20 protein-coding genes are annotated in these 25,355 nt (G+C 60.5%); 10 read left to right on the top strand and 10 right to left on the bottom strand.

All coding sequences use genetic code 11. The features are described 5' to 3' along the window. Nucleotides 1-2: 2 nt before the first annotated feature. Nucleotides 3-1,265: an FAD-dependent monooxygenase gene (locus C5750_RS19000; protein ID WP_105735651.1), complete on the bottom strand. Its 1,263-nt coding sequence runs from the start codon at nt 1,263-1,265 to the stop codon at nt 3-5. Next, a complete protein-coding gene (locus C5750_RS18995) occupies nt 1,266-1,514 on the bottom strand; it encodes a zinc-finger domain-containing protein (protein WP_105735649.1) in 249 nt (82 codons plus the stop codon). 322 nt (nt 1,515-1,836) lie between these two features. Here C5750_RS18995 and C5750_RS18990 point away from each other — a divergent pair, with 322 nt between their 5' ends. Both C5750_RS18990 and ppx read left to right on the top strand, forming a co-directional pair. Beyond that, nucleotides 1,837-4,038 (top strand): RNA degradosome polyphosphate kinase, encoded by a 2,202-nt coding sequence (locus C5750_RS18990; RefSeq protein WP_105735647.1) that lies wholly within the window; start codon nt 1,837-1,839, stop codon nt 4,036-4,038. After that, complete coding sequence (ppx, locus tag C5750_RS18985) at nt 4,035-5,546, top strand: exopolyphosphatase (protein ID WP_105735645.1); 1,512 nt, start codon at nt 4,035-4,037, stop codon at nt 5,544-5,546. Before C5750_RS18990 ends, ppx begins: the two co-directional genes overlap by 4 nt. Before the next feature lie 10 nt (nt 5,547-5,556). On the opposite strand, the gene C5750_RS18980 is transcribed toward ppx, so the two are convergent. After that, a complete protein-coding gene (locus tag C5750_RS18980) occupies nt 5,557-6,477 on the bottom strand; it encodes a DMT family transporter (protein WP_105735643.1) in 921 nt (306 codons plus the stop codon). A gap of 78 nt (nt 6,478-6,555) precedes the next feature. After that, the gene (rnd, locus tag C5750_RS18975) at nt 6,556-7,713 is read right to left on the bottom strand and encodes a ribonuclease D (protein ID WP_105735641.1); all 1,158 of its coding nucleotides are present in this window, start codon (nt 7,711-7,713) and stop codon (nt 6,556-6,558) included. 225 nt (nt 7,714-7,938) lie between these two features. Here rnd and aspS point away from each other — a divergent pair, with 225 nt between their 5' ends. Next, a complete protein-coding gene (gene aspS / locus C5750_RS18970; protein ID WP_105735639.1) occupies nt 7,939-9,729 on the top strand; it encodes an aspartate--tRNA ligase in 1,791 nt (596 codons plus the stop codon). Between the two features lie 77 nt (nt 9,730-9,806). On the opposite strand, the gene C5750_RS18965 is transcribed toward aspS, so the two are convergent. Beyond that, the gene (locus C5750_RS18965) at nt 9,807-11,006 is read right to left on the bottom strand and encodes a hypothetical protein (protein WP_105735637.1); all 1,200 of its coding nucleotides are present in this window, start codon (nt 11,004-11,006) and stop codon (nt 9,807-9,809) included. A gap of 222 nt (nt 11,007-11,228) precedes the next feature. Between C5750_RS18965 and parC the strand changes: the two genes are divergently transcribed. From parC to C5750_RS18945, 4 genes are all read left to right on the top strand, one after another. Continuing rightward, nucleotides 11,229-13,511 (top strand): DNA topoisomerase IV subunit A, encoded by a 2,283-nt coding sequence (parC, locus tag C5750_RS18960; protein ID WP_105735635.1) that lies wholly within the window; start codon nt 11,229-11,231, stop codon nt 13,509-13,511. A 114-nt stretch (nt 13,512-13,625) separates the two neighbouring features. After that, on the top strand, nt 13,626-14,324 hold the full coding sequence (locus tag C5750_RS18955; protein WP_165401801.1) for a TetR/AcrR family transcriptional regulator: 699 nt from the start codon (nt 13,626-13,628) through the stop codon (nt 14,322-14,324). A gap of 63 nt (nt 14,325-14,387) precedes the next feature. After that, complete coding sequence (locus C5750_RS18950; protein WP_105735631.1) at nt 14,388-15,590, top strand: efflux RND transporter periplasmic adaptor subunit; 1,203 nt, start codon at nt 14,388-14,390, stop codon at nt 15,588-15,590. Continuing rightward, a complete protein-coding gene (locus C5750_RS18945) occupies nt 15,587-18,736 on the top strand; it encodes an efflux RND transporter permease subunit (RefSeq protein ID WP_105735629.1) in 3,150 nt (1,049 codons plus the stop codon). Before C5750_RS18950 ends, C5750_RS18945 begins: the two co-directional genes overlap by 4 nt. Before the next feature lie 3 nt (nt 18,737-18,739). On the opposite strand, the gene C5750_RS18940 is transcribed toward C5750_RS18945, so the two are convergent. From C5750_RS18940 to hemB, 5 genes are all read right to left on the bottom strand, one after another. Further along, nucleotides 18,740-19,639, bottom strand: coding sequence for a DMT family transporter (locus C5750_RS18940; protein WP_105735627.1), 900 nt, complete (start codon nt 19,637-19,639; stop codon nt 18,740-18,742). Nucleotides 19,640-19,899: 260 nt separating this feature from the next. Further along, complete coding sequence (locus C5750_RS18935) at nt 19,900-20,646, bottom strand: arginyltransferase (RefSeq protein WP_105735625.1); 747 nt, start codon at nt 20,644-20,646, stop codon at nt 19,900-19,902. Between the two features lie 142 nt (nt 20,647-20,788). Further along, nucleotides 20,789-21,217 carry a hypothetical protein gene (locus C5750_RS18930; RefSeq protein WP_105735623.1) on the bottom strand — a complete coding sequence of 143 codons (429 nt, stop codon included), beginning with the start codon at nt 21,215-21,217 and terminating at the stop codon, nt 20,789-20,791. A 46-nt stretch (nt 21,218-21,263) separates the two neighbouring features. Further along, nucleotides 21,264-21,677, bottom strand: coding sequence for an RDD family protein (locus tag C5750_RS18925; protein WP_425350497.1), 414 nt, complete (start codon nt 21,675-21,677; stop codon nt 21,264-21,266). Between the two features lie 139 nt (nt 21,678-21,816). Then, a complete protein-coding gene (gene hemB, locus C5750_RS18920; protein ID WP_105735621.1) occupies nt 21,817-22,854 on the bottom strand; it encodes a porphobilinogen synthase in 1,038 nt (345 codons plus the stop codon). 159 nt (nt 22,855-23,013) lie between these two features. Between hemB and C5750_RS18915 the strand changes: the two genes are divergently transcribed. The 3 genes from C5750_RS18915 to ldtR all read left to right on the top strand — a co-directional run bounded on the left by C5750_RS18915 (nt 23,014) and on the right by ldtR (nt 25,148). Then, nucleotides 23,014-24,069 (top strand): enoyl-CoA hydratase/isomerase family protein, encoded by a 1,056-nt coding sequence (locus tag C5750_RS18915; RefSeq protein WP_105735619.1) that lies wholly within the window; start codon nt 23,014-23,016, stop codon nt 24,067-24,069. Beyond that, entirely contained in the window at nt 24,066-24,494 is a 429-nt protein-coding gene (locus C5750_RS18910; RefSeq protein WP_105735617.1) for a DUF6163 family protein, read from the top strand. The genes C5750_RS18915 and C5750_RS18910 overlap by 4 nt, the downstream gene beginning before the upstream one ends. A 138-nt stretch (nt 24,495-24,632) precedes the next feature. Beyond that, complete coding sequence (gene ldtR / locus C5750_RS18905) at nt 24,633-25,148, top strand: transcriptional regulator LdtR (RefSeq protein ID WP_105735615.1); 516 nt, start codon at nt 24,633-24,635, stop codon at nt 25,146-25,148. The last annotated feature ends 207 nt before the right edge of the window (nt 25,149-25,355 follow it).

The following is a 25,355-nucleotide window of genomic DNA, read 5'->3' as shown; positions in this document are numbered from 1 at the left end:
CGCTACGACTCCGCATCAAACCCATAGAGCCAGTCAAAGCCCGCCACGAATTTTTCAGGTGGCCGGTTGCGCAGCAGCAGGTTGCGAGCCAGCGCCACCGGCCCCTTGGCGTGATAGGCCAGCTGATTGAGTGCGCCGCGCCGCACCACCGACTCGATGCGCTTTGTCCGGTTTTTGGCGTAGGCCGCCAAGGCTGCGGGCCAGGTTTCGCTGTCGTGGCCGAGTGCGGCGGCAAGGGCACAGGCATCCTCGATGGCCATGGCCGCGCCCTGCGCCGCATAGGGCGTCATCGCATGGGCGGCGTCGCCGATCAGCACAAGCCGCTCGTCGCGCAGGAAGCTGCACCGCTTCATCTCGAACAGGCGCCAGGGTGTCCAGTGCCCGGCTGACAGCACCAGATCGCGGATGCCCGGATGCCATCCGTAGAAATCCCGTGCAAAATTCTGGCTGGGCGCGTCAGGGCTGACTTCGATGTCCCAGCGCCCGGGATTTTTCCGGTCACGCGCCACCGCCACGAAATTCATCAGCTCGCCCGAGCGGATGGGGTAGGCGATGAGATGCGCATTGCTGCCGGTCCAGGCAACCACATTGGTTCCGCCGGGCAAAAGGGCGCTGAACGATGCGGGCAGGCGCTCGGCCGGTACGGACGAGCGCCAGGCGATGGAACCGGTATAGCGGGCGCGGTCCAGGTCGGACGCCGCGTTGCGCGTGTTCGACCAGACGCCGTCGGACCCGACCAGCAGGGCGCCGCGATGCTCTTCGATACGGTCATTGTACTGGACGCGAACCAGCACGCCCTGAGCATCGCTCCTGTGATGGGTAACGGCCGATTCCAGCTGCATGGCGATGGTGTTGCGCTGGCGCACTTCGGCAAGGAGTGCCTGCTGCAGGTCGGCGCGATGGCAGACGATATAGGGCGCGTGCCAGCGTTGCTCGGCAGCCTTGCCGATGGGCAGATGCAGGAGGTCCTTGCCGCTCACGCCGTCCTGCAGGCAGACGGCATCCGGCTGCACCGCATGGGGCATCAGCCTTTCCAGCACGCCAAGGCGGGCAAGCAGGCGGGTGGCATTGGGCGAAAGCTGCAATCCGGCGCCCGCTTCGGCCAGAACGGCGCTCTTCTCGAAGATCTGGACGGCAAAGCCCCTGGCGCTGAGCGCCAGCGCCAGCGTCAGGCCGGCAATACCGGCGCCCGCAACGATGATTTGATCAGGATTGGGAGTTCGCCTGTTGCGAGCCGTCTTCAGATCGATGACGGGCGTTTGCAATCAGGCAGCCTTGTCGTCCACATAGGTGCAACCGGCAGGAACTGTTTCTCCGGCGGAGAGCGACGCATCATAGCGATACAGCGTCGAGCAGTAGGGGCAGACCTTTTCATTGTCATCGCCGAGGTCGAGGAAGACATGCGGATGATCGAAAGGCGGATTGGCGCCAACGCACATGAATTCCTTGACGCCAATGCTGATGGCGGCGTGACCAGCGCTGTTCTGGAAGTGGGGAATGCTGTGTCCGGCCATGTGTCGCTCCTGGGCTTTCCGTGGGTAGGCAATAAGATTGCCTTTCTCATAGAGCAATTCCGCGGCGAAGAAAATCGCTTCTGCTGTGCCAAAGCGAGGCAATCTGACACAAGTAGCGCCCGGTTGCGCCGCAAATGGCATTATGCCGGGTCTTCGGGAGAATTTCATCGCGGAAGGTTTTGTTTCCGGTGTAAGCTGGCGGTGCTGATTTTTATCGGGTTGGGCGCGGATTGGCGGCGATTGCTATAAAACCTTCAAGAGACTTGACTAATGTGGCCTGTGATTCCGCATTTGACGGGACTATTCTAATCGGAGAATGACAATGAACGATCAGTCACCCGCCATAACGAATGCAGTCGAAGCCATCGGTCTGCCGGATCTGCACACCAGTGTCGACCGTTTCGTCAATCGCGAGTTTTCCTGGCTGCAGTTCAACCGCCGCGTGCTGGAAGAAGCCCACAACGTGCACCAGCCGCTGCTGGAGCGCCTGCGCTTCCTGTCCATCTCCGCCGCCAATCTCGACGAATTCTTCATGGTGCGCATTGCCGGTCTTGCCGGGCAGGTGCGTGCCGGCGTCGCCAATCGCAGCCCGGACGGGCGCACGCCGCAGGAGCAGCTGGAATTCGTGCTCGATGAAGTCGGCAAACTGCAGGCCGCCCAGCAATTGCGCCTGAACGAACTGCGCGTCGAGATGCTGGCGGAAAACATCGAGATCGTTCGTCCGGACAAGCTGACCAAAAGCGAGCGTCTCTGGCTCGAGGATCACTTCCTTGAAACCATCTATCCCGTCCTGACCCCGCTTTCCATCGATCCGGCGCATCCGTTCCCGTTCATTCCCAATCTCGGTTTCACCATCGCCATGCTATTGAGCCGCAGCATCGACAACCGGCCGATGACGGCGCTGTTGCGCCTGCCGCAGGCGTTGAAACGTTTCATCCAGATTCCCGACGATGCCGGGCGTTTCCGCTTCCTGACGCTTGAGGATGCCATCAGCCTGTTCACCGGGCGGCTGTTCCCCGGCTATGAGGTCAAAGGCGCCGGTACATTCCGCATCATCCGCGACAGCGATATCGAGGTGGAGGAAGAAGCGGAAGATCTGGTGCGCCTGTTCGAAAGCGCGCTGAAGCGGCGCCGCCGCGGCCAGGTGATCCGCATCGAGTTCGATGACGAAATGCCGGAATCGCTGCGTGCTTTCGTGGCGACGGAACTTGGTGTTCCCGACAACCGCATCAGTGTGCTGGAAGGCCTTCTGGCGCTCAACACCATCTCCGAAATCGTCGGCATTCCGCGCGCCGACCTGAAATTCGTGCCCTACAACCCGCGCTTCCCCGAGCGGGTGCGTGAGCATGGCGGCGATTGCTTTGCCGCAATCCGCGAAAAGGACATCGTGGTGCACCACCCCTACGAATCCTTCGACGTCGTCGTGCAGTTCCTGCGCCAGGCGGCGGCGGACCCGGAAGTGGTTGCCATCAAGCAGACGCTCTACCGCACCTCCAATGACAGCCCCATCGTGCGTGCGCTCATCGATGCGGCCGATGCGGGCAAGTCGGTGACGGCGCTGGTCGAACTCAAGGCGCGCTTCGACGAAGAAGCCAATATCCGCTGGGCGCGCGATCTGGAACGCGCCGGCGTTCAGGTCGTCTTCGGCTTCATCGAGCTGAAAACCCATGCAAAAATGTCGCTGGTCGTGCGCCGCGAGGAGCAGAAGCTGCGCAGCTATGTGCATCTCGGCACGGGCAATTACCACCCGATCACCGCCAAGATTTATACGGATCTGTCGTTCTTCACGTGCGAGCCGTCGATCGGCCGCGACGTTGCCCAGATCTTCAATTTCATCACCGGCTATACCCAGCCATCGGGCGAGATGGGCATCGCCGTGTCGCCGACCACCCTGCGCCCGCGCATTCTCCAGCACATCGCTGAGGAAATCGAGCACGCCAAGGCCGGCCGTCCTGCGGCAATCTGGATGAAGATGAATTCGCTGGTCGATCCGCAGATCATCGATGCGCTCTACAATGCCAGCACGCATGGCGTCGACATCGACCTTATCGTGCGCGGCATTTGCTGCCTGCGTCCGCAGGTTCCGGGCCTGTCCGACACGATCCGGGCGAAATCCATCGTCGGCCGCTTCCTCGAGCACAGCCGCATCTTCTGCTTCGGCAACGGTGCGGGACTGCCGTCGGAAAAGGCGCTCGTCTATATCGGTTCAGCCGATATGATGACCCGCAATCTGGATCGCCGTGTCGAAACGCTGGTTCCGATCACCAATCCAACTGTGCATCAACAGCTTCTTTCACAGATTATGCTGGCAAACCTTCTCGACAACCAGCAGAGTTACGAGTTACTAGCAGACGGTACATCGCGCCGGATTGTTCCGGCGGATGGAGAAGATGCTTTTAACGCGCAGGAATATTTCATGACAAATCCCAGCCTGTCCGGCCGCGGCAAGTCGCTGAAGTCTTCAGCACCACGCTTGATCGCTCACCGCAAGCGATCCAAAGCAGCGAAAAACAAGACTGCATGATATCCGCAGCGCAGGGGCGTGTGCAAGGACGCCATCCGGCCGGTGTCATCGACATCGGCTCGAACTCTGTACGTCTGGTCGTCTATGAGGGGGTTACCCGTTCGCCGACCGTCCTTTTCAACGAAAAGATTCTCTGCGGCCTTGGCAAAGGCCTCGTAAAAACCGGCAAGCTGAATGAAAAGGCCGTGCAAAGCGCCCTGCGGGCGCTGCGCCGGTTCCGCGCCCTGGCCGATCAGGCGGGCGCCCGCTCGCTGGATGTGCTGGCGACGGCGGCAGCGCGCGAAGCCGAAAACGGCCCCGATTTCATCGCCCAGGCCGAAATCGTTCTGGGAGAACCGATCAAGGTTCTGTCCGGCCGGGAAGAGGCCTATTATTCCGCGCTGGGGATCATCTCCGGCTTTCATGATCCCGATGGTATCGCGGGCGATCTGGGCGGCGGCAGTCTCGAACTGGTCGACGTCAAAGGCCGCACCATCGGCGACGGCATCACCCTGCCGCTGGGCGGCCTGCGTCTGCAGGATATGTCGAACGGCGATCTTTCCGCCGCGTCCGATATCGCCAAGAAGACGCTGGAATCGGCCAAGCTTCTGGCCAAGGGCAAGGGCCGGGCGTTCTACGCCGTGGGCGGCACGTGGCGAAACCTCGCCAAGCTGCATATGAGCGCCGAACACTATCCGCTGCACGTCATGCATCATTACGAGATTCCCTTCGAGGAGGCACAGCGCTTCCTCAAGCGTGTCGCGGACGGCAATCTCGATAATATGCGCGGGATCGAGGACGTCTCGAAGAACCGCCGTGCGCTCTTGTCCTATGGTGCCATCGCCCTGCTTGAAACCATCCGCAAGATGCGTCCGTCAAAGGTTGTCTTTTCGGCCCTGGGCGTGCGGGAAGGATTTCTGTTTTCGCTGCTGTCGGAATCCGAACAGCTGGAAGATCCGCTGATTGCCGCCGCCGATGAACTGGCCGTGCTGCGCGCCCGTTCGCCCGCCTATGCGCGTGAGCTGGCGGATTGGAGCGGCGACGCCTTTGCCGCGCTCGGCTATGACGAGACGGCGGACGAGAAGCGCTATCGCCGCGCGGCCTGCCTGATCGCCGACATCAGCTGGCGTGCCCACCCCGATTATCGCGGTTCGCAGGCGCTGAACATGATCTCCAATGCCGCCTTTGTTGGCATTGATCATCCGGGGCGGGCCTATATCGCGCTTGCCAATTTCTTCCGCCACGAAGGCATTGCCAACAGCGCAGCCGACCCGGAGCTGGCAGCGCTGGCCACGCCGCGGCTTTTGGAATATTCGAAGATATTGGCGGCGATCATGCGGATCGTTTATCCCTTTTCCGCATCCATGGCCGGAGTGGTTCCCAACCTCTCGTGGAAACAGGCGCCCGACGGCCTCTATCTGGAGGTGGCGGCCAGGAATGCCGATCTGATCGGCGATGTCCCCGAAGGCCGCTTGCAGCAATTGGCGAAACTGACGGGCAAGGCGCTGAAAATAGCCATCGGCAAATAATTGCCGGTGTTCAGGCGACGATAGCCGCCTTCCTGCGCGCGGGAAGGGTCATCGCCGCGACACCGGCAATCACGCAGATCAGGCCGATCCATGCGGTCGAACTCAGGCTTTCGCCGAGAAACAGCACGCCGATGCCGACGCCGATCGGCACGCGCAGATAGGCCTGGGATGTCGTGCCGACGGTGCCGAGCGTGTTGATCAGCCGGAAATAGATCACGAAGGCGAGGGCGGTGGAGAACACGGCAAGGCCAAGCAGTGCGAGCAAGGAGTGGGCCGAGGGCGCCAGCGTCCATGGCCGGTCGACCACGAGGCTGACCGGAATGAGGATGACGGCGCCGCAGAGCATCGAACCGGCAGCGGGCATCATCGGATCGAGATTTTTGAAACCCTTGCCGAAGATGGCCGCCGCCGCATAGGAGATCGTTGCGGCAACAATGGCAAGCTGTGCCACCAGTTCCTTGCCGATGCCGTTGAATGCCTCAAGCCCGATAATCAGGGAAATGCCGACGACACCGGCCGCCACGCCGAAGACTTTTCGCGTGGTCACGGCTTCGTGGCGGGTGATGAGGACAGTCAGCAGAAAAGCGAAGATCGGCGTTGTCGAATTGAGAATGGTGGCAAGACCGGCATTGACGGTCAATTCCGCCCAGGCGATCAGCGTGAAGGGGACGACGCTGTTGATGCAGGCCTGGATGAAAAAGCGTTTCCACATGGCTGGATCTCGCGGCAGCGCAAGGCCGCGCAGCCTGATGATGGCCAGCAGCAGTCCGCCGGCAATCAGCGTGCGGGCAGCGATGAAGGTGATGGGCGGGATTGTCTCCACCCCCACCCTGATGAAGGTGTAGGAAGCGCCCCACAGCGTGGCGAGAACGGCGAGAAGCGCCAGTTCCCTGACCAGAGACGGGGTTTGCACGGGGGTATCAGACATCATTGCCTCGCATCAGCATGGTTTCACTGGGCCGATGCTAGCCAGTTTTGGTGGACTGATACTTCGGCACAGGCCGAAGGATCAGTCCGTGCAGGGCACCGCCCGGATCCGCTTGTTCTCGAACTTCAGGCACAACTCGCCATTGATCAGCTGCAGCGCCTTTTCGCCAAAAACTTCGCGGCGCCAGCCCTGAAGGGCCGGAATATCGTCCGCATCGCCTTCGGCGGCAATCCGGTCGATCTCGTCTGACGTCGCGACGACCTTGGCGGCAACGCCGTGCTCTTCCGTCACCAGGCGCAACAGCACTTTGAGAAGCTCGGCGGCAGCGCCGGCACCTTCCGGCGACTGCACGGATTTCGGCAGGCGCGGCATATCTTCCTTCGGCATGTCCAGCGCGATATTGACAGCGTTGAGCAGCCCCGTGGCTATGCTGGAGCGCTCCCAGCCCTTGGGGATGGTGCGCAGGCGGCCCATCGCCTCCACGTCGCGCGGCTGCTGCTGGGCGATCTCGTAGATGGCGTCGTCCTTGAGGACGCGGCCGCGCGGCACGTTGCGTTCGCGCGCTTCGCGTTCGCGCCAGGCGGCGACGCTGCGCAGTACGGCAAGCTCCTGCGGCTTGCGCAGGCGCATTTTCAGGCGCTTCCACGCATCGTCGGGATGCATGTCATAGGTCTCGCGCGCCGTCAGCACCTTCATCTCGTCGAGCACCCAGTCGGTGCGGCCTTCTTCCTCGAGCTTTGCCTTGAGGTAGAGATAGATGTCGCGCAGATGGGTAACATCGGCCAGCGCATAATCGAGCTGCTTGTCGGAGAGCGGGCGGCGGCGCCAGTCGGTGAAGCGCGAGGATTTGTCGATCTGCGCGCCGTTCACTCGCTGCACCAGCTGATCATAGGCAATGGCATCGCCGAAGCCGCAGACCATCGCCGCCACCTGCGTGTCGAAGACCGGGTGGGGGATGAGATTGCCGAGATGGAAAATGATCTCGATATCCTGCCGGGCCGCGTGGAACACCTTGACGATGGTCTCATCCGCCATCAGCCGGAAAAATGGCGCGAGATCGAGGCCCGGCGCGAGAGCATCGACAATGGCAGTATGATCAGGGGATGCGAGCTGGATAACGCAAAGCTCCGGCCAGAACGTGGTCTCCCGGATGAACTCCGTGTCGACTGTTACGAAATCGGATTGCGAAAGGGCGGCTACAGCCTGGTCAAGCTGATCTGTGGTTGTAATCATGGTCATGAAATTTCTATAGCGAATGGAAATGCATTTGTCTCGCCTGTCCGAGTTTCTTCGCTGCTTGTCGCGTCCATATGGTTGATAGGCCCACAAAACAGCCCTCCGGCAATTCGCAATCTTGACAAATCGCCGTCAAAATGCGCTTGTCCGCGCAAATTCCAAGATCATGGCCGGAGCTTTCTTCACGTCTTCCGGCAGCAAGCATCAAGCATCTCAGAGGCACATATCATGCACCGTTACCGCAGCCATACCTGCGCCGCCCTGCGGAAATCCGACGTTGGTTCGACCGTTCGTCTTTCCGGCTGGGTTCATCGCGTCCGCGATCATGGCGGCATTCTCTTCATCGACATCCGCGATCACTACGGCCTGACCCAGATCGTCGCCAGCCCCGACTCGCCTGCCTTCAAGCTGGCCGAGACCGTGCGCGGCGAATGGGTGATCCGCGTCGACGGCGAAGTGAAGGCCCGCACGGACGATACGGTCAATGCCAACATGCCGACCGGCGAGATCGAGGTGTTTGCCCGCGAGATCGAAATCCTGTCCGCCGCCAAGGAACTGCCGCTGCCGGTGTTCGGCGAGCTGGACTATCCGGAAGACATCCGTCTGAAGTACCGCTTCCTCGACCTGCGCCGCGACACGCTGCACAAGAACATCATGTCGCGCACCAAGATCATCGCCGCCATGCGCCGCCGCATGACCGAGATCGGCTTCACCGAATTCTCGACGCCGATCCTGACGGCATCCTCGCCGGAAGGCGCGCGCGACTTTCTCGTGCCCAGCCGCATTCATCCCGGCAAGTTCTATGCGCTGCCGCAGGCGCCGCAGCAGTACAAGCAGCTGATCATGATGTCCGGTTTCGACCGTTACTTCCAGATCGCACCCTGCTTCCGCGACGAAGACCCGCGTGCCGACCGTCTGCCGGGTGAGTTCTACCAGCTCGACGTCGAAATGAGCTTTGTCGAGCAGGAAGACGTGCTGTCGACCATGGAGCCTGTGCTGCGCGGCGTGTTCGAGGAATTTGCCGAGGGCAAGCCGGTGACGCAGCAGTTCCCGCGCATTGCCTATGACGATGCCATGCGCAAATACGGTTCGGACAAGCCCGACCTGCGCAACCCGATCGAGATGCAGGCGGTCACCGAGCATTTCGCCGGTTCCGGCTTCAAGGTCTTCGCCAACATGATCGCCAATGATCCGAAGGTGGAAGTCTGGGCCATCCCGGCCAAGACAGGCGGCTCGCGCGCCTTCTGCGACCGCATGAACTCCTGGGCGCAGGGCGAGGGCCAGCCGGGCCTTGGCTATATCTTCTGGCGCAAGGAAGGTGAAGCGCTTGAGGGCGCGGGCCCGCTGGCCAAGAACATCGGACCGGAACGCACCGAGGCCCTGCGCGTACAGCTGGGTCTGGACGACGGCGATGCGGCGTTCTTCGTTGCGGGCGATCCCAAGAAGTTCGTCTCCTTTGCCGGTGCGGCACGCACCCGTGCGGGCGAGGAACTCAATCTCGTCGACCGCGACCAGTTCAAGCTTGCCTGGATTGTCGACTTCCCGTTCTTCGAATGGCTGGAAGACGAGAAGAAGATCGATTTTGCCCACAACCCGTTCTCGATGCCGCAGGGCGGCATCGACGCACTGGAGCACCAGGACCCGCTGACGATCAAGGCTTTCCAGTACGATCTCGTCTGCAATGGCTTTGAGATTTCCTCGGGCGGTATCCGCAACCATCTGCCGGAAACCATGGTCAAGGCGTTCGAGGCGGTCGGTCATTCGCGGGAAACCGTGGAAGAGCGCTTTGGCGGCCTCTACCGCGCGTTCCAGTACGGCGCACCGCCGCATGGCGGCATGGCGGCCGGTATCGACCGCATCGTGATGCTGCTCGTGGGTGCCAAGAACCTGCGCGAGATCACCATGTTCCCGATGAACCAGCAGGCCTATGATCTCCTGATGAATGCGCCGTCGGACGTGTCGCCAGCGCAGCTGCGTGATCTCAACATCCGCCTCGCACCGATGAAGAAAGAGGATTAAAAACTCTTTCCAACCGATTCAGGACAAACAAAAAAGCCCGGCATCTCGCCGGGCTTTTTCTTTGCCGTTCTTATCGATTACTGGTTGGCGTTGACCGTCACGCCGAGTGTCTTGATCAGCGACTTCGGATCGGCCATGCCGCCGGCTGCAATGATCGCAAACGGCACGGGCTTGGCCGGGGCAGCCTTGATCTCGATGTTCTTCGGGCTGTCGAGATAGGCGCTGACCGCTGTTCCCAGGGCCTGGGCAAATTCGGCATTGCCGAGCTGGGCTGCCATCATCGGCAGGATGGCCTTGCCCTGGTTGACCAGGTCGGTGCGCTTGGCGCCCTGCTGCTTGGCAGCATAGTCGAGCGCCTTGTTGGTGAGCGAAGCATCGTCGAAGCGGATCGATGCGCCGGTGAAGCTCAACTGCTGCATCAGGCCGAGCATGGCCATGCCCTTGGCATCGTCAGGCTTGCCGTCGCCGCTCTTCACGGCCTCCTGAATGCCCTTGATGAAGTCGAGCGTGTAACCGGAAATGTCGAACTTCATCCCCAGCGTGCCGGCATTGTCAGCGGCAAAGGCGAACTTGTCGACGTTGAGACGGCCATCGGGGATATTCCACGAGCCGTTCATGTCGATCTTGCCCGAGAGCGTTTCATAGCCAAGTGCCTGGAGCGCGTCCTTTGTCTTCGGATCTTCCACGCCCGACAGGTCAGCCTTGAAGCTGGCGACATTGGACGTGAAGACAACCGGCGCCGACGCGGTGAATGGCGACACGGAAACGGTCAGGTTGTCGGCCGCAAAGACGTCCTTGCCCTTGCTGTTGACACCGATGTGCTTCACTTCGCCCTTTTGGTACTGCAGCATCTTTGCCAGCGGCTCGGTTGCGCCTTCAGCGGGCAGGGTGATGCCTTCAAGCTTGATGCCTTCGACGGCGACCTTGCTGTCCGGTTCATCGGCGGGGCTGAACTTGATATCCGGTACGGTCGCCGATCCGATCTTGAAGCCGCCGCCTGAAACGTCGCTGACATCGCTCAATGTCACGTCACCGGCATTGAAGCTTTCCTTGGCGCCCGCTGCGGACAGCTTGGTGTCCTTGAGGATGACGGTCGAGCCGTTGGTTTCAACATTTGCATATTCAAGGGTGCCGCCCTGTTCGCCGTAAACGGCCTTTAAACGGGCCGCCACCGCGTTGCCGTCCACCGCATAGGCTGAACCGGCAAAGACAACGACAAGTGCAGTGGTCGCAGCCAAAAGGTGCAAGCCGGATTTCAGAGAGGTGGTTGGACGCATGGTGTGTTCCTTGTTTTGGTCAGTAAGCAGTTCTATCCCATGCCGCGCGGCAAAACTATGACAGTCTTTCCGGGCGAAATCGGGCCAATTCGGCGGTAGAAAGTCAGATTTGGCGGATGGAAGCAAGCCCCGCCCATTTTTTGCCGATCACGATAGGCAACAGGCTGTGATCTCAGCGAATCATTGCTTGCCCGTGAATCGGTGAGTTGATAACCCATTGACATGGGAAAAAGCCTGATTCCGCCAGACAATGGCGACGATAATATTGAACCGGTTGATCTGAAAGCCGCGCTGGAAGAACGCTATCTGGCCTACGCGCTTTCGACAATCATGAACCGTGCCCTGCCGGATGTGCGCGACGGGCTCAAACCCGTGCACCGCAGAATCATGCATGCCATGCGGTTGCTGCGGCTTTCGCCCGACCAGTCCTATGCCAAATGCGCCCGCATCGTCGGTGAGGTCATGGGCAAGTTCCACCCGCATGGCGACCAGTCGATCTATGATGCGCTGGTGCGCCTGTCGCAGGATTTCGCCGTGCGTTATCCGGTTGTCGACGGGCAGGGCAATTTCGGCAATATCGACGGCGATAACCCGGCGGCCATGCGCTATACCGAAGCGCGGATGACCGATGTCGCGATGCTGCTTCTCGAAGGCATCACCGAAGACGCCGTCGACTTCCGCCCGACCTATAATGAGGAAGACGAGGAGCCGATCGTTCTTCCCGGCGCCTTCCCGAACCTGCTCGCCAACGGTTCGTCCGGCATTGCGGTGGGTATGGCCACGTCGATCCCGCCGCACAACGTGTCGGAACTCTGTGCGGCTGCGCTGCACCTGATCAAGCACCCCGAGGCAACGGTCGAAGAGCTGATGTCGCTGGAGGATGATCCCGAGAATCCCGCCCGGACCAAGGTGCGCGGACCGGATTTCCCGACGGGCGGCGTGCTTGTCGAAAGTGCCGATGCCATTCTCGATGCCTACAAGACCGGACGCGGCGGTTTTCGCCTGCGCGCCCGCTGGCACGTGGAAGATCAGGGGCGCGGCACGTGGATCATCGTCATCACCGAAATTCCCTATCAGGTGCAGAAATCCCGGCTGATCGAAAAGATCGCCGAACTCCTGATCGCCAAGAAATTGCCGCTGCTGGATGACGTGCGCGATGAATCCACCGAGGATGTACGCGTTGTGCTCGAACCGAAGAGCCGCAGCGTCAATCCCGACATTCTGATGGAATCCCTGTTCAAGCTGTCCGAGCTTGAAACGCGCTTTCCCTTGAACATGAATGTTCTCTCGAACGGCAAGGTGCCCAACGTCCTGTCGCTGCGCGATGTGCTCAAGCAATGGCTTGAACACCGCAAGGATGTTCTCATCCGCCGTTCACGCCACCGGCTGGCCGAGATCGAGCGCCGCCTGGAAATTCTCGGCGGTTTCCTGATTGCCTATCTCAATCTGGACGAGGTGATCCGCATCATCCGTGAGGAGGATGAGCCCAAGCAGGAAATGATGGCCCGTTTCGGGCTCACCGATGTCCAGGCGGAAGCGGTCCTGAACATGCGGCTGCGGTCGCTGCGCAAGCTCGAGGAATTCGAGATCCGCAAGGAATTCGACGGTCTGACCACTGAAAAGGGTGAGATCGAGCAATTGCTGGGTTCCGATGCCAAGCAGTGGCAGACCATTTCCTGGCAGATTGCCGAAATGCAGAAGAAATATGCGGCCACGACACCGCTCGGCAAGCGCCGCACCACCTTTGCCGATGCGCCGCAGCATGACCTGACCGATATTCACCACGCCATGATCGAGAAGGAGCCAGTCACGGTCGTCGTCTCGGAAAAAGGCTGGCTGCGCGCCATGAAGGGGCATCTGCCCGATTTCTCGTCGCTCACCTTCAAGGAGGGTGACAAGCTCAAGCTGGCATTCCATGCGGAAACGACGGACCGCATTCTGATCCTGACCACGGGCGGCAAGTTCTACACCATCGGCGCCAACAGCCTGCCCGGCGGGCGCGGCCATGGCGAGCCCATCCGCATCATCGTGGATATGGAGAACGATCAGGACATCGTCACGGCCTTCGTCCACAATCCCGGGCGCCAGCTGCTGCTGTCATCCCATGACGGCAACGGCTTCCTCGTGCCGGAGGCGGATGTCATGGCCAATACCCGCAAGGGCAGGCAGGTGATGAACGTCAAGGCGCCGGACGAGGCCCGCCATTGCGTTCCCGTCACCGGCGACAGCGTGGCAATCGTCGGCGAAAACCGCAAGATGCTGGTGTTCCCGCTGGCGGAAATTCCCGAACTCGGGCGCGGCAAGGGCGTACGCCTGCAGCGCTACAAGGATGGCGGCGTCTCCGATATCCGCGTCTTTGCCATGGAGCAGGGGCTCACATGGCAGGATGCGGCGGACAGGACGTTCACGCGCAGCCGGGAGGAACTGGCCGAATGGATCGGTCCGCGCGCTTCCGCCGGCCGCATGGTGCCGAAGGGTTTCCCGCGCTCGGGCAAGTTTTCCTGACACGCACAGTAGCGGCTGATTGAAAAAATAAACGAGAACGTTCATTCTCGTATTGACCGGTTTTGCGTTTCGCTTTAAATGAGAGTGAACATTCGCTCTTTTTTGTGGTGCGCCGTGACCGACAGTATTCTGCCAAAACAAACGAAGCTTCTGACCGATGACAAATCGGACAGCGCCTGCGGTTGTTTTGTCACCAAACTGTTCGGCAAGCGGGCCCAGAACCGCGAAGTCCAGGAAGCGCGCATCCTTGAAGCGGCCACCAACTGCTTTGTCCGCGCGGGTTTTCGCGGCGCGTCCATGAACGACATCTGCTCCGAGGCAGGCATGAGCCCCGGCGCGCTTTACCGTTATTTCCCCTCGAAGGAATCCCTGATCGAAGCCATCGTCGCCGGCCATCGCAAGGCAAGCGCCGAAATTCTCGACCGCATGAGCGGGTATGGGAACATCATCGATGCGCTTGTGATGGTCGGTCTCGATCACGTTCGCCAGAAGTCGGCGAACGGCGTTGACGATGCCAGCGCACGGCTCTTTGCCGAGGTGCGGGCGGAGGCCATCCGCAACGAGGCCGTTGCCGCCCAATGCGAGCTTTATGAAGGGCAGATGCGCGAAAAGCTTCTGTCAGCCGTCAGCGCCGCCAAGGCCCGCGGCGAAATTGATCCCGTTGGTGACCTGGAACTGGTCGTGGCCAGTCTTGCCGCCATGGGCGAGGGGATCATCATGCGGAATTTTCCGGCACAGGGTGTACCTGTCGAAGCGCTGGAGCCGATGTTCCGCGCTCTTGCGGTCGGCATCCTGCGCCCAGTGCAAGCATAAAGAGTGCAAGCATAAATACTGACATACCGATCCAGCAAATACCTCTTTTGATCAGGTAATCCGATGCGCAACCGTCGCACTAAACTTCTGGCATCCGTCGTTCTGGGCCTTAGCCTCAGCTGCGCGCTTGTCCCTGCCGCCATGGCCGAGGACAAAACGGCCGTACAGGCGGTCAAGCCGCCCGTCATCAATGTCATTCCAGCCGCCGAAACCGAGATGGTTGCGTCCATCACGGTCACCGGCACCATCGTCCCGCGCCAGGAAGTTGCTGTGGGAACCGACGTGGCCGGGCTGATCGTGCTCGAACTTGGCGCCGATCAGGGTGACCGGGTGAAGGAGGGTGACATCATCGCCCGCCTCGACAAGTCATCCCTTGAAATCCAGCTGGCACAGATCGAGGCGCAGCGCGCCCAGGCCGAAGCGTCCATCGCCCAATCGGAAGCGCAGATCGTCGATGCGCAGATCGCCGTCCGGCAGGCCCAGGAAGCACTCGACCGTGCCCGTGCGCTATCGGCCAAGGGCATCACGTCCAAGGCCGATTTCGACAATGCCACCAATGCCTATGACAGCGCCAATGCCCGGCTCAACACATCCCGGCAGGCGCTGGTCGCCAGCCAGTCGCAGCTGCAATTGGTGGCCGCGCAGAAGCGCGATGTCCTGCTGCGCATTGAAAAAGCCGATGTCAAGGCGCCAACGACCGGTGTCGTCCTCAGCCGCAATGCGCTGCTTGGCGGCATTGTATCGATGAATGCCGGGCCATTGTTCCGCATCGCCCGCGACGGCGAATTCGAACTATCGGCCAATATACCGGAAGTGGATTTGCCGCGCCTCAAGCCCGACATGCCGGTGGCCGTGCGCGTGTCCGGCATGGAACAGCCGGTTGCCGGCCGGGTGCGCCTGATCTTGCCGGAGATCACCGCGAGCTCCCGCCTCGGTGCGGTAAAGATTTCGCTGGAGCACAATGAGGCCATCCGGCCCGGCAATTTTGCCCGTGCGGTCATCGAATTGACCCGGCGCAACGGTGTCAGCGTTCCGCTCTCGGCCGTTGTCTATCGTGGCCCGACAGCCCTTGTGCAGGTGGTCAAGGACGGGGTGGTCGACACACGCAAGGTCAGCCTCGGCATCCGCAATGACCGCGCGGTGGAAGTGCTCGACGGCCTAGCCGATGGCGAAGATGTCGTCGCGCGGGCCGGAACGTTCGTCGCCAATGGCGACCGTGTGACGCCGGTGCGCATCAGCGCGGAAACGACGGGGGCAGTCCAATGAACTGGAACATTTCCGCCTGGTCGATCCGCAATCCTGTTCCATCGATCCTGCTGTTTGTCGTGCTCGTCGTTCTCGGCCTGATGAGTTTTTCCAAGCTGCCGATCACCCGCTTTCCCAATATCGATGTTCCCCTGATTTCCGTGGCGATCACCGATCCCGGCGTTGCGCCGAGCGAGCTGGAGACCCAGATCGCCAAGCGTGTTGAGGATTCGGTTGCCAACATCACCGGCGTGAAAAACGTTACCACCACGCTGACCGAGGGTATTTCGACGACGCTCGTCGAGTTCCGCCTCGAGGTGGATACGCAAAAGGCGCTCAACGATGTCAAGGATGCGGTCACCCGCATCCGCAGTGATCTGCCCGCCACGATCAAGGAGCCCATCGTCAGTTCCGTCGATGTCGAGGGGTCGGCAATCCTGACCTACGCAATTTCCGCGCCGGCAATGACCTCCGAGGAGCTGTCATGGTTCGTCGACGACAAGATTTTGCGCGATATCCAGGGTGTCAAGGGTGTCGGCCGCGTCGAACGCTATGGCGGTGTGACGCGGGAAATCCGCGTCTCTCTCGACCCGGACCGCCTGACGGCACTGGGCGTGACGGCGTTTGACGTCAACCGCGCCTTGAAATCGATGAATGCCGATCTGACCGGCGGGCGCGGCGATCTCGGTTCGACCCAGCAGACCATCCGTACCCTTGGCGCATCCCGCACTTTGGACGACCTGCGCAGCGTCGAAATCCCGCTGGCGGGCGGCCGCTCTGTCCGGCTGGATGCCATCGGCACGGTGACGGATTCGTTCCAGGAACCCAAATCCTTTGCCCGCGTCAACAACCAGACCGTGGTCTCCCTCGGCGTATTCCGCGCCAAGGGCGCCAGCGACGCGGATGTGTTCAAGCGGGTTCAGGACCGCATGGACCTGTTGAAACAGAAATACCCCGACGCCCGGTTCAGCATCATCGACAATGCGGTGAACTACACCTACGGCAATTATGAAGCCGCCATGAGCTCGCTGGTCGAAGGCGCAGTGCTGTCGATTGTCGTGGTCTTCCTGTTCCTGCGCAATATCCGCGCGACGCTGATCGCGGCCATTGCCCTGCCTCTGTCCGCCATCCCGACATTCTGGGCCATCGATATGCTCGGCTTCTCGCTGAACCTGATCAGCCTGCTCGGCATCACGCTGGTGACGGGTATTCTCGTTGATGACGCCATCGTGGAGATCGAGAACATCGTCCGGCACATGCGGTCGGGCAAATCGCCTTACCGCGCGTCGCTGGAGGCGGCCGATGAGATCGGGCTTGCGGTCATCGCCATTTCCGTAACGATCATTGCCGTGTTTGCCCCGGTCAGCTTCATGAGCGGCATTGCCGGGCAATATTTCAAGCAGTTCGGCCTGACGGTCGCCGTGGCGGTGTTCTTCTCGCTGCTGGTCGCCCGCCTGATCACACCGATGATGACCGCCTATCTCCTGCGTGACGGCAAGAACCTGCACCATGAGGAAAACACCGGCGGCTGGGTCGGCGCCTATACGCGCTTCCTCGGCGTGACCCTGCGCTATCGCTGGCTCACGCTGATCAGCGGCGTCCTGCTGTTCGCAACGGCCATCTGGGCCATGGGATTCCTGCCGTCCGGTTTTGTCCCGGCGCAGGACGAAGCGCGCGTGGCGGTCAATCTTGAACTGACGCCGGGTTCGCGCATCGATGAAACCCGCCGCGTCACCGATGAAGCGGCGCTGCGGGTCCGGGAAATCCCGGAAGTGCAGCAGACCTATGTCGTCGGCGGGTCTTCCCCAAAGGGCGAGGTGGATACGCGCCGTGCGACCATGATCGTCAAACTCAGCCACAAGAGCGAGCGCAGCCGGACCCAGAAACAGATCGAAGCCGATATTTTCGCCAAGCTTTCCGACGTGCCTGATCTGCGTGCCAATTTCGTCAACGACCGCGGCGACCGTGAATTTGCCATCGGCGTCATCGGTACGGATGGCCAGAAGGTGAGCGAGCAGGCGCGGTCCATCCAGAGCGGCATGACGGCAACCGGCAGCTTCCAGGCAGTGTCCTCCAGCGCTGCGCTGGACCGTCCGGAAATCATCGTGACGCCGCGCATGGACAAGCTGGCCGAGCTTGGCCTGTCGACATCGGCCGTGTCCGATGCGCTGCGGGTGGCGACGCTTGGCGATCTCGATGCCAATCTGGCGAAATACACCGTGGGTGACCGGCAGATTCCGATCCGGGTTCAGCTGACCGAGGCGTCGCGCCGCGACCTGACTGTCCTGAACACGCTGACCGTGACCGCCCCATCCGGTGTCGTGGTGCCGCTGGCATCCATCGCGCAGGTCAGTTTCGGCCAGGGGCCCTCATCGATTGAACGCTTCAACCGCGAACGGCGCGTCGTCGTCGGCGCCAACATGGCCGGCGGCAAGGAGCTTGGCGAAGGGCTTTCCATCGTCAAGGGACTGCCGCAGGTCACGGCGATGCCGGAGGGCGTGCGCATTCAGGAAACCGGCGACGCCGAAGTCATGGGCGAAGTGTTCGCCGGTTTCCGCAATGCGATGATCATGGGCCTGATGCTGGTGTTCGTGGTGCTGATCCTGCTCTTTGGCAGTATCTTCCATGCCTTCACCATCCTGATGTCGCTGCCATTGTCGATTGCCGGTGTGGCCGCCGCCCTGCTTCTCACCAACAATTCCGTATCCATGGCCGTGGTCATCGGTATTCTCATGTTGATGGGCATTGTCACCAAGAACGCCATCATGCTCGTCGATTTTGCCATTGAAGAGGTCAAGCACGGCATTCCGCGCAATGAGGCCATCATCGATGCGGGCCGCAAGCGCATTCGTCCCATTGTCATGACGACGATTGCCATGTCCGCAGGCATGGTGCCGGCGGCGCTGGCCTTTGGCGATGGCGGCGAATTCCGGGCGCCCATGGCCATCGCGGTGATCGGCGGCCTGCTGATCTCGACCGTCCTGTCGCTGGTGTTCGTGCCGTCCTTCTACACGATCATGGACGATCTCAGCCGCTGGATGGCGCGTGCGTTCCATTGGGGCTTCCGTCCGAACACGCCTGATGAAGCCGAAGCGGCCGCACGCCCCGGCGTGCGCACCGTGCCTGCCTATCCCAGGCCCGGCTACGCCAGCGAGGCGGCCGAATAGGGTTCAGACCGGGTGGCGGAATGCCGCCATCCGCGAGCGCTTGCGGGCGCTGTGCATCTGCCAGATCGAATGGCTGACCAGCGTGGTGATGATGATGATGCCGCCGAGCAGGGTGGGGTCGCTCGGACGTTCGGCAAAGACCAGCCAGACCCAGATCGGCGCGAGGACCGTCTCCAGGAGATAGAACATCGCCACTTCGGGCCCGGACAGGAAGCGCGGGCCGGTCGCCAGGCAGGCAAAGGCGATTGTCGTTACCACCGCACCGTTAAAAATGATCCAGCCGGGCGCCGCGACGGAAAAGCCGTGCTGTGAAACCATGAAAATCGCCACGGTCATCGGCAGGACGGTGCCGATAATGGCGGCAAAGCCCATATCCTTCTTCGAGGCGCGGGTCACCGTGATGGCAGAGGCGAGGAAGAATGTCGACATGAGGGCGATGATATTGCCGAACAGGTGCCCCGATGACAGGCCCTCGCGCACAATGATCCCCACGCCGATCAGCATGAAGAACATAGCGACGAAGGTTGCGGTTTTCGGACGCTCCTTCAGGAAAATCCAGGAGAGCAGGGCGGCAAACACCGTGTTGAACGCCAGGATGAAGACAAGGTTGGCGGTCGAGGTGTTGTAGACGGCGATCATGAAGAAGATCGAACCCAGGCCGTAAAGCCCGGCCACGGCAAAGCCGATCCGTCCCGGCAAGATGGTTTTGACCCGGCCGGTCGCCATGCTCCACACCGCCCAGATGATCAGGGCGCAGATGAAGGTCGTGCCGCTGCGCAAAAGCAGCGTCGACCAGGTTTCTCCCTGGCCGAGGCGCAGCAGCGGGATATCGACGGAGAGTATCAGCCCGCCTATGCCCGTGATGAGCAGGCCCTTGCGGTGATCGAGATGCGGCTCAGACATTTCCTCTGACTTTCCAAGTCTTTTTCTTGTTTTAAGGCCCGAGCATTAGCCGCAAGCGCTGGCTTATTCTAGGTCGCCTGCACATAAATCTGTTTCAAATGGCACAAGGCAGTTTCGTGGTGCGTGGTTCGACAAGTTCACCATGAGGGAAGGTGAGGATTGCAGGGTGCACTATTCTGCAACGTTTGTGACCAACCTTGCACCAAACCACATCCCTGATGGTGAGCTTGTCGAACCACGCACCACCAAGTGCAAATGAATTAATCGCGGCGTTCCCAGCCCTTCGGTCCCAGATGTTCCTGGGGCTTGTAGCGGATCTTGTACTGCATCTTGCGCGAGCCCTCGACCCAGTAGCCGAGATAGACATGCGGCAGACCGGCGGCTGCGGCGCGCTGGATGTGATCGAGGATCATAAAGGTGCCGAGCGAACGGTCGGCATAATCGGGATTGAAGAACGAATAGACCATCGACAATCCGTCGCCCATGATATCGGTGAGCGCCACGGCGATCAGCTCGCCTTCGCCCTTCTTGGTGATGAAGGAATCCGGCCCGCGGCGGCGGTATTCGATGATCTGGGTGGGGACGTGGGTGTCTTCGACCATCATCGCATAGTCGAGCACCGTCATTTCCGACATGCCGCCCTTGTTGTGCCGCGCATCGAGATAGCGCCGGAACAGGGCGTATTGTTCGGTCGAAGGTTCCGCCTGGTGGATATTGCCGATCAGGTCCCGGTTGTGGTTCCAGACCCGGCGCATGGATTTGTCCTGCTTGAATTCCCCGGCCAGAATCCGCACGGAAACGCAAGCCCGGCAATTCTCGCAGGCCGGCCGGTAGGCAATGTTCTGGGAACGGCGGAAACCGCCCTGGGTCAGGAGATCATTCAGCTCGGCGGCGCGCCCGCCGACGAGATGCGTAAAAACCTTGCGCTCCAATTGCCCTTCCAGATAGGGACAGGGCGAGGGTGCTGTCAGGAAGAACTGCGGTGATTGCTGCGGTTGATGCGTCATTCGTTATCCTGGAACAGTCTGCAACCCCTATAGAATCGTAAGACCCCCGAAAACGTCAATTCAATTATATTGCATTCAGATGTGAATGTCGCGGGGGCAAGTTGCAAACGGCCCGGCGAGGACGAAGGTGCCAGGCAAAATGTCAGCCGTGATCGTCATTCAGATTGTAGCAGGGCTGACCATTCCACGAATGGCTCGGCGTGTCCGCCTTGCCGTCGACCGTGCGGCCCCAGCGGCCGGCAAAGGAGCGGTAGTCGTTGGAAAAGCGCACAGTCAAAAGTCCGGAACCATATTTGTCGACCCAGACCATCGTGCGTTCGGTGCCTTTGGCCACATCGCTTTCGGTCAGAGTCCCCATGACGAGGCCATCACGCGCTTCGATCTGGTATGTGCCTGATATGCGGCCGTCGCGATCCACGTTGAGGGCCGTGATGACGTCGCGGTAATCGCCGCTTGAAATCACCTCGCCGCAAAACCGTCCGGCCGGCGATGCCGCGATGCCGTGGCCAAGACCGGAACCATAGAATAGGAATGCCATTGCGGCGAAGGCAGCGAGCCTGCGATGTGTCATGGATGTGGCCGGTAAGGAAAGAGGGCTCCCATGGGAGCCCTCCGGATTAATGATAGGCGCGTACGACAACCGTACCGAGAAGAAGGTCGTGGACCGTGCGTTTGCGGTCCAGGACGAACGTTGCGAGCAGGATGAGCGGTGTCAGCACCACGTTCAAACCCCAGAACAGCACCGTATGGACGATCGCAAGCAGGCCATCGACCTTCTGGCCGTCAAGACGTTCGAGTCTGAGGCCCATCATCTGCATGCCCTTGGTTGCCTGGCGCGGTCCGCCGAGTGTTGTCGCCACATAGGCTAGCGCCACGGCCGGGAACATGATGCCGTACAGCATCCATCCGAGGCCAAGCGTTGCAACACCCAGAATGGCGATGACGATCGCAACCGGGATGCACAGGAAAAACACGATGACATAATCCATCAGGAACGCGAAAATGCGGCTGGACCGCACGCCCTGGTACATCCGCCAGTCATCCAGGCGGTTGGTGATTATTTCGCCGTCAAGCGCGCTCGTATTCATTTTGTTTCCCGTTTCAAACATACGGACACAGTGCCGTGCTGCAGAACGTGGGAACTCTAGAATGGAAATTCAAGCAGATTTTTTACAGGCCGGCTTTCAGGCGCTCGGCGACAAGCGGGGCGAAATAGGTCAGGATACCGTCGCAGCCGGCACGCTTGAACGCCAGCAGCGTTTCCATCATCACCCGTTCCTCGTCGATCCAGCCATTGGCGCCAGCGGCCTTGATCATCGTGTATTCGCCGGACACCTGATAGGCGAATGTCGGAACGCGGAATGTCTCCTTGAGCCGGTGGATGATGTCGAGATAGGGCAGGCCCGGCTTGACCATCAGTGAATCCGCGCCTTCCGCCAAATCCTGCTCTGCCTCGCGGATCGCCTCGTCGGTGTTGGCCGGGTCGATGTAATAGGTCTTCTTGTCGCCCTTGAGGCGTCCCGACGTGCCGATGGCTTCGCGATAGGGGCCATAGAAGGCCGAAGCGAACTTGGTGGCATAGGCCATGATCGCCACATCCTGGAAACCATTCTGGTCCAGCGCCTCGCGGATGGCGCCGATGCGGCCATCCATCATGTCGGATGGCGCGATGATATCGGCACCGGCGGCCGCCTGCAGCACGGCGCCGCGGGTGATCTGCGCCACCGTCTCATCATTGACGATGATACCGTCACGCAAGATGCCGTCATGGCCGTGGCTGGTAAACGGGTCGAGCGCCACATCGGTGATCATGCCGATTTCCGGCACCGCGTCCTTGATGGCGCGGGTGGCACGGTTGATCAAATTGTCGGCATCGAGAATGCCCGATCCCGTCTCGTCGCGCAGCGCCGGGTCGATATTGGCGAAGGTGGCGATGGCCGGAATGCCAAGCTTTGCGGCGCGTTCCGCCTCGCGCGCGGCCATATCCACAGAAAAACGCTGCACGCCCGGCATGGCGGCAATATCTTCGCGGCGATTCGTTCCCTCGCACAGAAAGATCGGCCAGATCAGGTCATTCACCGTCAGCTGGTTCTCCTGAACCAGGCGGCGCGACCAGTCGGCTTTGCGCATGCGGCGCAGGCGGCGGCTCTGCGTGATTTCATCGACGGTCCTGCCGGTGCTGGCATGAAAAGGGGAAACTTTGTTCATGATGGCTGCCTTATCCGCGTGCGGCGGACTTTCTGCTGTTGTTTAGAAGTGTTTTAACAGGCTTCCCCGCGTGGACCAAGATGCTTGGCAACAGATGTGATCCATTGACGCGGTGCGCTGGAGTTTCCTAACCTCGCATCAAGGAATGAGGAGGGGTGCATGGAAATCGATTTCGGCGGCGAAGGCGAAATAGTCTTCGAAACCAGGGGCAGGGCGGGACTGGTCCGTTTGACGCGCCCGAAAGCCCTCAATGCCCTGACCCCGGTCATGGTCCGGGCGATGCATCGCGCCCTGCAGGCCTGGGCCGTCGATCCCGATATCGCCTGTGTCATCGTCGAAGGGGAAGGCCGCGCCTTTTGTGCGGGCGGCGACATCCTTGCCGTCTACCATGCGGGGCAGGCGGGCAAGCCGCTCTATGAGTTCTTTTACGACGAGTACCGGCTCAACGCCTTTATCCGCCATTTTCCGAAACCCTATGTTTCCCTGATCGACGGCATCGTCATGGGTGGCGGCGTCGGCATTTCCGTGCACGGCTCGCACCGGATCGTCACGGAAAACGTCATGTTTGCCATGCCGGAAGTCGGGATCGGCTTCTTTCCCGATGTGGGCGGCAGCGCCTTCCTGCCGCATTTGCCCGAGCATTTCGGCACTTACCTTGCCCTGACCGGCAATCGTATCCGCCAGGGTGACTGCCTGCAGAGCGGCATTGCCACCCATGCCATCCGGGCGCAGGACAAGGATGCGATCCGCGACAGCCTGATCAAAACAGGCGACCCGGCGGAAGCCCTGCACGGTAAAACCATCAATCCGGACTATGAAACCAGTGAAAAAATACGCGATATGATCGGCGTGCTCTTCGATTCGCAAACGCTTGGCGGTTGTCTCATCCGTCTGGCTGCTGCCGGTGTGAACGGAAACGAGGATGCGCAGCGCGTTCTGGATATCGTCAGGACACGTTCTCCCACCAGCCTGCATGTGACATTCAGGCAGATCGAAGAAGGACGCGACCTCGACATGGATCAATGCATGCAGATGGAATACCGGATCCTGTCCCGAATGCTGGAAAACCATGATTTCTATGAAGGCGTCCGCGCGCTCCTGGTCGACAAGGACAATGCGCCGGTCTGGCAGCCGGTAACGGTCGAGGATGTGACGCCGGAGATGGTGGATGCCTATTTCGCGCCGCTGGGCGAGCGGGAATTGCAGCTTACATGATCGAGAAGCCCACCCATCTGCCCTTCGATTCGACGCTGGCCCAGACCGGATTCATCTGGCTGCTGCGCATTGTGTCGCTGTATTGCCTTGCGGCCGGTGTCGGTTACTGGGTGCAGATCATGGGCTATTACGACGGGCTGCTCTGGCGCTTCGACCTGATGCCCTGGCAATGGAAGGTGGCATCCGTGTCGCTGGCCATGCTGTTTCCCGTGGCGGCAACCGGGCTTTGGATGATGGTTTCGTGGGGTCCCGTGATCTGGTTCGTGGCCGCCGCGGGCGAGACGCTCATGTTCACGGTGTTCTGGGAATACTTTTATTACCGGCCTGCCATCGCCGTTATCCATGGCTGTGTCGCCTTGCTCTATATCGCCTTCCGCATCGTGCTTTTGCTGCAGAAACGCCAGCAGGCTATGCCGCAGCGGTAAGTCTTCATTAAGCCTGAAATTGCATGCCTCGTGGTAAGGTACTGTTAAGTCTGAGTTTTAATTCGAATTTTATGCGTATTCGATAGTGTTGCCTCAACGGTGAGAAAAATACACCGAAACAACAGTGAGGCAGGTATTATGAACAACATACAGAGAAAGTCTGGCACGAGCCCGCATGCGACCGTCAATGATACAGCATTGCGGACTCTTTATCTTGAAGCACTTCAGTTGGTTGAACGTCTGCATCGTCGTCTACTTGACGTTGTCAAAGATGAATTCGACCGCAACGGCCGCAGCGACATCAATGCCATCCAGGCATTGCTGCTTTTCAACATCGGCAATGCTGAACTGACCGCTGGCGAATTGCGCAGCCGCGGCTACTATCTCGGCTCGAACGTGTCCTACAATCTGAAGAAACTGGTCGAGCTTGGCTTCATCTCCCACGAGCGTTCGCGCACCGACCGCCGTTCGGTTCGTGTCAGCCTGACGGAGAAGGGCAATGAAGTGGCCGAACTCGTGGCCGGTCTCTACGAGCGTCATGTGGCTTCGATCGAGCACGTCGGCGGCATCAAGGCGGAAGAATTCCAGTCGATGAACAAGGCGTTGCAGCGTCTCGACCGCTTCTGGAACGATACCATCGCCTACCGCATGTAATCCTCGATGCCGTCTGTCAAACAAAAGCCCGGCTTCGCATGATGGCGAAGGCGGGCTTTGCTGTGCGCCTGCGGGCCAAAAGTCATCAATCCGCCATAATGGCGTGGAAAAGCGATCCGAGTTATTCCATAATTCAGTGAAGCTTAAATAGCGGCCTGCGTAAGGGCTGATCGGCGCTTGAACCATCACGATAACGCGATCAGTGCA

It is taken from the genome of Phyllobacterium myrsinacearum (assembly GCF_002980555.1).
Classification (GTDB): Bacteria; Pseudomonadota; Alphaproteobacteria; order Rhizobiales; family Rhizobiaceae; genus Phyllobacterium; species Phyllobacterium myrsinacearum.
This window is presented reverse-complemented; position numbering and strand designations above follow the sequence as displayed.